Genomic DNA, 9,204 nt, shown 5'->3' with positions numbered 1-9,204 from the left:
TAGAGTCTGTCAGACCTACGTTGAAACGTATCCTGCATGCCTGAGATAGGCGGCGCATTCGTGCGGGCTGAACGCCTTGAGAGCTTCGCCGACGCGCCGCCATGTCGCCTCGACGCTACGCTCGTCGGCCTTGCGCAGCAGGGTCTTGAGTTTGGCGAACATCATCTCGATCGGATTGAGGTCGGGGCTGTAGGGCGGCAGGAAGAACAGATGGGCGCCGGCGTCGCGGATGGCGCTGCGCGCCGGCTTGCCCTTGTGGCTGCCGAGATTGTCGAGGATGACGATATCCCCGGGGTTGAGGGTTGGCGCCAGGCATTGCTCGACCCAGGCGGTGAAGGCAATGCCGTTGATCGGGCCGTCGAGCACGAAGGGTGCGACGATGCGGTCGTGACGCAGCCCGGCGAGGAAGGTCAGCGTCTTCCAATGGCCATGCGGTATTCTGGCGATCAGCGGCTGGCCGCGCTGACACCAGCCGCGGCTGCGCGTCATGTTGGTTTTGACCCAGGTTTCGTCAACGAACACCAGGCGGCGCGGATCAAGTCGATGTTGATGGGTCTTCCAGCGGCTTCGGAAGCGCGCCACCTTCGGCCTGTCCTGCTCGCTGGCGATCAGCGTTTTTTTTAAATGTCTTGCCTTCGCGGCGCAGAAACCGCCAAACGGTGTCATGCGAGACATCGATCCCGGCCGCCTTCAGATCGGCGGCAAGCGCCCGCACCGTCCAATCGGTTTTGGCCGCCAGTCGGCGGTGAACCTCATCGGCCGCCGCGCCCCGCAGCATGGGTTTGACATGGCCCCCCATCTTGGCCGGCGCCAAACCGCGGCCGGACCGGTCGAGCTGGCCGATCCGCACCGCCGTCGCCGCCGATATCCCAAAGCGCAAGGCGGCCGCCCGCACCGTCATGCCTCCGGCCAAAGCGGCGGCGACGCGCTGGCGTAAATCAAGAGAAAGAGGTCGCGCCATCATTGCTGGCCTCCTCACCAGCAATGATCTTGAATCACAATCCCAACAAAAAGGGAATCCTGTTTCGATTCAGCTTAACGCTGACCGACTCTAGAACCTGTATAGTCAGATGCTCGCCGCCACAGCCTCTGCGAGCTCGCGGAGCCCGGCATCCGCGGATGGGCCGACGACCACCAGCGACGCATCGCCTTTCTGCCAGGAGACCAGTCCGAGGTTATCGCGGATATCCTCGCGGAACTGATCCGTTTGCGGCGTGTCGCCACGCTTGAGGAAGCAGATCGCGTAGATATCGCCCTCGCGATCGCGGTAGACGAGTTGGCCGACGGGCTTGCCGTCAACCACCAACAGCCTTGCACCCTCGAAGGTCAGGCCCTTGCTTGCGAGATCCGGGGTCTTGAAGCCAACGCCGACGCTGGAGGCGAGCCAGGTCTCGATCGTCGGTCCGTCCGACGCAGGCGCCTCGACGAGGTGTTCCTTCTGCCGAGAATAGATGCGATGGTAATCGGCGATCTCATCTATCCACGGGCGTACGGAGGCGGTGCTCTCGGGCTCGGCGGCGTAGTGCGCGCTGCCGGCGAGGTAACCCGCGGCACCGCCGAGAAGCAACAACGCCATGGCAGCGGCCAAGGCCCGCGGCCAGATGCGAACCGTCCGCGCCGGCAGGTTCGCAGTCGCGACGCGCTCGGATCTCGGATTAATGCCGGATCCCTGCTTGATCTGGCGCACCAGCGCCAGCGGCACCGGGTCATGGAGGAAGTCCTCGAAGGCCTTGTTGCCAAACGCGCTGCCTGCCTTCAGCTTCTCGAGGACAATCTTGGCGTCCTCGTCACGGGCCAGCAAAGCATCGAGTTCGGCTCTCTCGGCGTCGCCGAGTTCGCCGTCTATATAGGCGGACAACCGAACTTCAAGCGCTTGACCTGTCGTCTGCTGCAATGGTCAGGCCCTCCTTTCGGTATTCTCGGACAGCATGGCGGCGAGCCGCAGGCGGGCGGTGGACAGCCTGCTCATCACGGTGCCAATCGGAATGGCGAGGATATCTGCGGTCTCACGGTAGCTGTGCCCTTCGACATTGATGAGCAGGAATACGCTGGCAAGCCCTTCCGGCATGGACAGGATCATCTTCTGCAACTGGTTGGCATAGACCGCCTTTTCGGCAACAGCTTCCACACGCAACTCGCTCTGGTCGAAAATGTCGACGGCTCCGCCGCCGGCACGGACCTTGCGCTTGCGGACTTCATCGACCCAGAGATTGCGTGTCATGGCATAGACCCAGCTCTCCAGCCGGCCTTCCCCGTTCCACAGGTGGCTGCGTGCGATGGCCCGCTCGCAGGCCTCCTGGACCAGGTCATCGGCATCATTGGCATTGCGCGTCAGCGTCAGCGCAAAGCGGCGCAACTTGGGCAGCAGGCTGACCAAATCCTGTCTGAAGTCTTTCGTCTCTGCCGCTGGGCGCATTGCTCTTCCAATGAGACGTACCGGATCGGGCATCTATTCGCGGTGCGAAATGCACTACCCAATGATATGAAACATTTGATCCGAAGTCTGCAAGGGAAGAGCCGGAACGGAAACAGGTTTTTGCGTTCCGGCGTCAGTTTCCCTCGACGAGCAGGGGCGGCCGTTTCCCGCCCGGCTTGTCAGTAGTGATGACGGAGGCCGCCGAGGGATTGAAGCAGAGCCCTGTAGGCCCAGGTGTTTTCTCCGCCGCGATCACGAATCTCGACGAGCTGCACCTTGGCCTCCTCGATCCGGCCTTGCTCGACCAAGGCCTGGCCGAGATAGGACCGGGCGAGAATATAGTTCTCGTCGGCCTGAAGCGCGCGTTTGTAGTATTGCATGCCGAGTTCCATGCGACCGGCCTTGCGATTGGCGTAGCCGAGATAGTTCAGCACGCGGGCACTGCGTTGATCGCTTACGGCTTCGAGCACCTTGATCGCATTGTCGTACTGGCCGGCATAGGCAAGCTCGCGCGCGGCTTCGAACAGGACGTCGTCGCTGAGGCCGCTTTTCTTCGCGTTGACGCACTGGCCCTTGCGCGTATCCCAGATCTTGCCGTTTTTGCATTGGGTGCTTGTCTTGGTCTTGCGCGGCGGTTCGCTGGTGTCGCCGACGGCCATGGCCGACTGGCCGGCGATCGAAGCCATGAATGCAGCAAGGACAAAGAAAGTCGTCTTCCGGAACATCGTGCCTGTCTCCCTGGAATGTCGCGCAGCGACGGCAACCCGACTGACGCACGCGCGTCGCGCCGGTGCCGAACCCGAACCGCATTATGACGCATGGGCGTGGCAAATTATTCGGCGCGAGCGGAATATTCCCGGAAGGTTTTCGACGTTGCGGGCAGACCGCACCTAGAGAAGGGTGGTTTCGGCGAGTTCGACGCCGGTCCCGTCGGCATTGAGCATGTAGCGCTCGCGGCTGAGATGCCAGTGGCCGGGCTCGCCTGCGATCGAGAAGAGATTGTAGGCGGCCGCCGGCTTGCTGCCGCCCGGCCCCTGTGACGCAGAGGCGATGCCGACGACGGGCACCGGCGCGGTCTGTCCCTTCAGGTAGTAAACCGTGTTGAGATGGGTATGGCCATGCAGCACGAGTTCGGCGCCGCCGGACGAGATGGCCGCTGCAAAACGACGAATGCCGATCATGCGCTTGTGCATCGAGGTCGCGCCGCGGATCGGCGGATGATGGATCAGCACGACTCGGAAGAGGCCGGCCTCGCCTGCTGCCTGCAGCAGGTTGACGGTTGCACGCGCCTGTCGCTGACCGAAGTAGCCGCTCGCGGCGAAGGGTGGTGTGGCGACGGCGGTCGAGCAGCCGATGAGTGCCACGGGGCCGCGCACGCGCACATAAGGAAAGCAATGATGGTCTCGGATCCAGCCGAGCGGCCCCTCGTCGCTGCGCATGTAGGGATACCAGGCGCGTGTCGTCTTCTCGTAGGCACCCGGCACATAGGCGTCGTGGTTGCCCGGTACAACGGAGATGTCCCCGGGGTCGCCCGCCGCCGCAAGCCACGCGGTCACGGCCGCGATCTCCAGGGAAGAGGCGAGGTTCACGAGGTCGCCGGTGATCGCCAGATGGTCCGGATTACGCTTCTCGATGTCATCCATCAGGCAGGCGAGCGTACCGGGAAAGAGATGGCGCGCTCGGTTTCTGTGCCAGTTGACGAAACCGGTGATCCGCTTGGAAGCAAGTTCCCTCAGGGACAGATCTGGGAGCGGTCCGAGATGAACGTCCGAAATATGCGCAAGTTTGAACATCGCCCCCGTCTAGCGCATATTCCATCCGAGTGGAATCACGATTTCGGGTGAATGCCGCTCGCCCAAGGAGACACGCGTTTGAAGCAGCAGCGACCGGCGGAACTGCGCAACTGGCGAATTCGCCTGCTGACGCGGTTCGCACATGCCTATTTTGCGATCTCGCGCGGCATGACGCTTGGCGTGCGCGCCGCCTGCTTCGACCGCGAAGGGCGCATCTTCCTCGTCAGGCATTCCTATCTTCCCGGCTGGCACATGCCGGGTGGCGGCCTCGATCGCCATGAGACTGCGGTGGAGGGGCTCGCCCGCGAACTCCGGGAAGAAGGCAATCTGGAACTGACCTCACCGCCGCTGCTGGTGCAGGTCTACTACAACCGGGGCACCAGCAAGCGCGATCACGTCATCTTCTTTCGTTGCGACAACGTCCGTCAGCAACGGCCAAAGGTTCCCGACCTGGAGATAGCTGCCTCCGGCTTCTTCGCGCTTGACGAACTGCCGAAGGACACGACCGCCGCGACGCGCCGGCGGATTGCAGAACTTGCCGGAACGGAGGCGCCGGACACGTTCTGGTAAGGGTCAGCGGGTGCCGGCGGCGAGGCGCCGTGCAGTCTCATTTGAACCTGCAGCGCGATCGAGCCGATCGCGACCGTGCGGCGTCGTAAGGTCCACCACCGGGCCCGCCGGCACGACGCCTGTCGGGTTGATCATCGTGTGGCTGCGGTAATAGTGCTGCTTGATGTGGTGCAAGTTCACAGTGTCGGACACGCCCGGCACCTGGTAGAGGTCGCGCAGGTACCCGTAAAGGTTCGGGTAGTCAGCAATGCGCCGAATGTTGCACTTGAAGTGGCCGACATAGACCGGATCGAACCGCACCAGCGTTGTGAAAAGGCGCCAGTCGGCCTCGGTGATCCGATCTCCCATAAGATAACGCTGCGAGGAGAGACGGCCTTCCAGCTCGTCCAACATGGCGAACAGGGCCTTGACGCTCTCGTCATAGGCCTGCTGACTGGTGGCGAACCCCGCCTTGTAGACGCCGTTGTTTACCGCGTCATAGACCCGCGCGTTAAGCTCGTCGATTTCGCCGCGCAGTTCCGCGGGGCAGAAATCCTCGCTCGAGCCGGTAAGACGATCGAAGGCCGAATTGAACATGCGGATGATTTCGGCCGATTCATTCGAGACGATGGTGTTCTTCTTCTTGTCCCAAAGCACGGGCACCGTCACGCGTCCGGAATAGTTGGGATCGGCGCGCACATAAATCTGCCAAAGCGCGTCGGAACCGAAGAGATGGTCCACGGTGCCGCCGTTCTCGCCCTTGAACTCCCAGCCGTTGGAGAGCATCAGCGGATCGACGACGGAGACCGAAATGATCTCCTCAAGCTTCTTGAGCTTGCGGAAAATCAGCGTGCGATGCGCCCAGGGACATGCAAGCGAGACATAGAGATGGTAGCGGTCCGGCTCGGCAGCAAAGCCGCCTTCGCCGGACGGGCCCGGCGATCCGTCGGCAGTGATCCAATTGCGAAACTGCGACTCGCTGCGCTTGAAATGGCCCTTCGTCGTCTTGGTGTCGTACCAGACGTCCTGCCAGGCTCCGTTGACCAACCTGCCCATGCATGAGCTCCTTCATGTTTTCTCTTACCATTGATAGATAACGCAGCAGCGGGGCGGTGATAGGTGTCAAATTCTGAACACTGCGTTTTGGGCTTTGACAGGCGGCAATTTTCTGCTATCGCGATCAGGCAATTTTTCGTGTTCGGAACGATCGTAACCATGATCCTGTCGGGAAGCCTGCGACGACGCTGATGCTGCCAACGCCCCTTTCGGGGGCGCGCCATCCCTATTGTCCGTCCGCATGCTTGGTTCTCGATATCCATGAAAAAGCACGACATCGTCTATCTGACTGAAGACGCGTCACACGACGCAGCCATCGAAATCATCAACGAAGAAGCCTTCGGACCCGGGCGGTTCGTGCGCGCCGCCGCCCGGATTCGCGAGCAGGGTCCCCATGACCGTTCGCTGTCCTTCATCTGCGCCGACAATGGCGAGACGATCGCCTCCGTGCGGATGACGCCGGTCATGGCCGGGTCGGTGAGGGGGCACCTGCTTGGCCCGCTCGCCGTGCGGCCCTCGCACAAGAACCGGGGCATTGGCCGCGAGCTCGTGCGCATTGCCGTCGAAGCTGCGCGGCGGAAGGGTTCGGAAGCGGTGATCCTCGTCGGTGACCCGCCCTATTACCAGCCGCTCGGCTTCGAGAAGGTACACTACGGTGCGCTCGAATTTCCAGGGCCTGTCGACCCGGCAAGGGTTCTGGTGGTGCCGATGGCGGCTGATGTCCACGCGCGGCTAAGCGGCATGATCTGCTGGCGGGACGACAGCGTTGCACCGGTGACCGAACTCGCCGCAGAGACGCAGGCCGAGGGCGCTGCCGCCTGATTCGACGCGCATCTATGATGGTGTGCACTCAGATCGACTTGCGCGTGAAAACGTCGAGCCCGTGGCCTCCGACATCCCGTTCATGGAGCGACCAGCCAAGCCTCTGGTAGAAAGGCCTTTTTGCCGGGACGGCACAAAGGTAGACGGTATCGGCGCCGGCTGCGAATGCGGCGCGTGCGGCATGGCTGACGATGGTACCGCCGATGCCCTGCCGCCGGAACATTTCGTCCACCCAGACGGCGGCGACCCAGGGCGTGAAGTGCGGCCGCTCCTCCATGTCGGAAGCGATGACCGAGGCCGTGCCCATGAAGGTCGGACCGCGGTGAGCGACCAAGGCAACGGGTACCGGTCCGCTTCCGAGATTCTCTCGGGCCAGATCGGTAACATGCTCCAACGGCACGCCCTTCGGCTTCCACCAGGCCCGCCAGACCCGATCAGCGACATCCGCTGCAAAGTGCGGCACGGCACGCAGGTCCGCGATCGTTATCTCGCTGCTGGTCACCGACCCTCGCGATACCAGGTGGATGAGATCAGGAAGAGCAGGGCGGCGAGGCCAAAGAGACCGCCGAACAGGGACAGGGAGTTGATGCCCTTCAGCACCGTCTCGTCCGTCATGCGCAGCGAGAGGCGTTCGTCGTCGGCCACCCGGACTGCGCCACGCACCGGCAAGATCGAGGGAAGATCGACCGGGCCATCGGCATCCGCCAGCCGCCGCACGAGGCCCTTGGTTTTATCCGCCCAGGGACGGAGCTTTTCCTCGGTGGAGATCGCTGCTTTGAATTCCGGTGCATCGACATTGCCGACATGGACGAGCGTCGTGAGCTCGTCATTGGCCACTTCGAAGAGGCCGGTTTCCGTCGTTTTGACTTCGGCCTTGTAGAGGCCCGGTTCACGCTCCGTCAGCGTGACCTCTTCGGTCTTGCCCGATGGATAGGTGAGCGTCGCCTGGCCGGGATCGCCTTCGATCGTCTGCCGGGTAATTTCCAGCGTGCGGCCGGAGGCGCGCGCCGTCAGCGCCTCTTCTTCGAGCGCCGGTTCCTGCATCAGCCAGTGGGCCGTGCGCCGATAAAGCGAAACATGCGGTCCGCCGCCTTCAAATCCGCGCGCCCACAGCCAACCCTGGTCGGACAAAAGCATCGCCACACGCCCCTTGCCGACGCGGTTGAGAACGAGCAGCGGCTTTCCGTCGGCCGCTTCCATAACCGTCTGCCCGAGCGGACGGTCCACGTCGACGGTACGGAACCACCGACCCCAGCGCGGCGGCTCGCTCGCCGCGCCTTCGAGACCGCGCGTGACCGGATGCTTCTTTCCCTCCTCCGATAGGCGGGGGAAAAACGCCTTGTCATTCATGGCGCCGGTGGGGGTCGCGGGCAGGACTGCCGAGAGCGGCGTGGCAGCAATCGAGTCGTCGCCGGCATGTTCCGGGCCGGCGGCGATCAACAGGGCGCCACCGTTCTGCACATATTGCGCGATGTTGTCGTAGTAGAGAATCGGCAGCACGCCGCGATGCTGGTAGCGGTCGAAGATGATCAGGTCGAACTCGCTGATCTTGTCGACGAAGAGCTCGCGTGTCGGAAAGGCGATCAGCGAGAGTTCGTTGATCGGGGTGCCATCCTGCTTTTCCGGTGGACGCAGAATGGTGAAATGGACGAGATCGACCGCCGCGTCGGACTTCAGCAGGTTGCGCCAGGCGCGCTCGCCCGCATGCGGCTCACCCGAAACGAGGAGCACGCGCAGGTTCTCGCGAATGCCGTCGAGCACGTGGACGGCGCGGTTGTTGACCTCGGTCACTTCGCCGGCGAGGGGGTTCACCGCGAATTCGAGGATGTTGTTGCCGCCGCGCGGTACGGTGAAGCTGAAGGGCACGTCGGTGCCCGGCTCCGCATGCTCGGTCGCGATCTCGTTGCCGTTGAGGCGGATCGTCACTTCGGCGCCACCGCCAGGAGCGGCGCCGTCGTCGACGACACGGAAGGTCATCTTCTGCTGTTCGCCGACGATGCCGAAGCGCGGCGCGCTGACGATTTCGATACGGCGATCGAATTCATCCGGCTTGCCGGTGATCAGGCCATGGATCGGCGCATCGAAGCCGAGCTTCTGATTGACGTCGGGAACGTCGTGGATCTGTCCGTCGGTGATGAAGACGGCGCCGCCGACCCGCGCCGGCGGCACGTCGGCAAGCGCGGTCGCCAATGCGCCGAAGAGCTTCGTCGAAGGCGCCTCGGTTTCGGCACTATCCGCGGCCTCGACGATGCGGGTCTCGATCTGTGGAAAACGTGAGAGGCGATCCTTGAGATCGGCAAGCGCCTTGTCGGTCTGTTCGCGGCGACCGTCATTGTTCTGACTTTGGCTGCGGTCGACGACGACGGCAACGATGGTCGAAAGCGGCTCGCGCTCCTCCTGGAAAACCGATGGGTTGGCAATCGCCAGGCAGAACGCCGCCAGCGCCGCCGTTCTCAACCAGGCACCGCGAACGCGACGCCACAGGCCGAGTGCCGCGAGCGCGACCGCCGCAAGGATCAGCGCCGCGAGATAGGGCCAGGGGAGAAATGGTGCAAAGTCGACGGTCAT

10 protein-coding genes are annotated in these 9,204 nt (G+C 63.1%); 2 read left to right on the top strand and 8 right to left on the bottom strand.

Annotated features, from left to right (window positions below; translation table 11 throughout):
* Positions 1–15 precede the first annotated feature (15 nt).
* From GHK62_RS22610 to GHK62_RS22590, 5 genes are all read right to left on the bottom strand, one after another.
* Positions 16–961 (bottom strand): IS630 family transposase gene (locus GHK62_RS22610; protein ID WP_167528167.1). Its coding sequence is split into 2 segments (ribosomal slippage): positions 16–621 and positions 623–961, totalling 945 coding nucleotides; the frame shifts between segments, so codons are not numbered across the junction.
* A 105-nt stretch (positions 962–1,066) separates the two neighbouring features.
* Positions 1,067–1,894 carry an anti-sigma factor family protein gene (locus tag GHK62_RS22605; protein ID WP_153441316.1) on the bottom strand — a complete coding sequence of 276 codons (828 nt, stop codon included), beginning with the start codon at positions 1,892–1,894 and terminating at the stop codon, positions 1,067–1,069.
* 3 nt (positions 1,895–1,897) lie between these two features.
* Positions 1,898–2,416, bottom strand: a complete 519-nt coding sequence (locus GHK62_RS22600; RefSeq protein WP_153441315.1) for an RNA polymerase sigma factor — start codon at positions 2,414–2,416, stop codon at positions 1,898–1,900.
* A gap of 179 nt (positions 2,417–2,595) precedes the next feature.
* Positions 2,596–3,141, bottom strand: a complete 546-nt coding sequence (locus GHK62_RS22595; protein ID WP_153441314.1) for a tetratricopeptide repeat protein — start codon at positions 3,139–3,141, stop codon at positions 2,596–2,598.
* A gap of 165 nt (positions 3,142–3,306) precedes the next feature.
* On the bottom strand, positions 3,307–4,209 hold the full coding sequence (locus tag GHK62_RS22590) for a metallophosphoesterase family protein (RefSeq protein ID WP_153441313.1): 903 nt from the start codon (positions 4,207–4,209) through the stop codon (positions 3,307–3,309).
* A gap of 78 nt (positions 4,210–4,287) precedes the next feature.
* On the opposite strand from GHK62_RS22590, the gene GHK62_RS22585 reads away from it, so the two are divergent.
* A complete protein-coding gene (locus GHK62_RS22585; protein WP_380784556.1) occupies positions 4,288–4,779 on the top strand; it encodes an NUDIX domain-containing protein in 492 nt (163 codons plus the stop codon).
* 3 nt (positions 4,780–4,782) lie between these two features.
* Here GHK62_RS22585 and GHK62_RS22580 read toward each other — a convergent pair whose 3' ends face one another.
* Complete coding sequence (locus GHK62_RS22580) at positions 4,783–5,814, bottom strand: glutathione S-transferase family protein (protein WP_153441311.1); 1,032 nt, start codon at positions 5,812–5,814, stop codon at positions 4,783–4,785.
* Positions 5,815–6,075: 261 nt separating this feature from the next.
* On the opposite strand from GHK62_RS22580, the gene GHK62_RS22575 reads away from it, so the two are divergent.
* Positions 6,076–6,636 carry a GNAT family N-acetyltransferase gene (locus GHK62_RS22575; RefSeq protein ID WP_153441310.1) on the top strand — a complete coding sequence of 187 codons (561 nt, stop codon included), beginning with the start codon at positions 6,076–6,078 and terminating at the stop codon, positions 6,634–6,636.
* 28 nt (positions 6,637–6,664) lie between these two features.
* Here GHK62_RS22575 and GHK62_RS22570 read toward each other — a convergent pair whose 3' ends face one another.
* Positions 6,665–7,156, bottom strand: coding sequence for a GNAT family N-acetyltransferase (locus tag GHK62_RS22570; protein ID WP_153441309.1), 492 nt, complete (start codon positions 7,154–7,156; stop codon positions 6,665–6,667).
* A complete protein-coding gene (locus tag GHK62_RS22565; RefSeq protein ID WP_153441308.1) occupies positions 7,135–9,204 on the bottom strand; it encodes a hypothetical protein in 2,070 nt (689 codons plus the stop codon). Before GHK62_RS22565 ends, GHK62_RS22570 begins: the two co-directional genes overlap by 22 nt.

The sequence above is a fragment of the Sinorhizobium terangae genome (genome assembly GCF_009601505.1).
GTDB lineage: Bacteria > Pseudomonadota > Alphaproteobacteria > Rhizobiales > Rhizobiaceae > Sinorhizobium > Sinorhizobium terangae.
Note: the sequence above shows the minus strand (reverse complement) of the source record. Positions and strands in the feature narration are given on the sequence as shown.

Coding starts and splice junctions, on each gene's coding strand:
- GHK62_RS22600 (WP_153441315.1), bottom strand. CDS start 2,416: ATGCGCCCAGCGGCAGAGACGAAAGACTTCAGACAGGATTTGGTCAGC.
- GHK62_RS22595 (WP_153441314.1), bottom strand. CDS start 3,141: ATGTTCCGGAAGACGACTTTCTTTGTCCTTGCTGCATTCATGGCTTCG.
- GHK62_RS22590 (WP_153441313.1), bottom strand. CDS start 4,209: ATGTTCAAACTTGCGCATATTTCGGACGTTCATCTCGGACCGCTCCCA.
- GHK62_RS22580 (WP_153441311.1), bottom strand. CDS start 5,814: ATGGGCAGGTTGGTCAACGGAGCCTGGCAGGACGTCTGGTACGACACC.
- GHK62_RS22575 (WP_153441310.1), top strand. CDS start 6,076: ATGAAAAAGCACGACATCGTCTATCTGACTGAAGACGCGTCACACGAC.
- GHK62_RS22565 (WP_153441308.1), bottom strand. CDS start 9,204: ATGACCGTCGACTTTGCACCATTTCTCCCCTGGCCCTATCTCGCGGCG.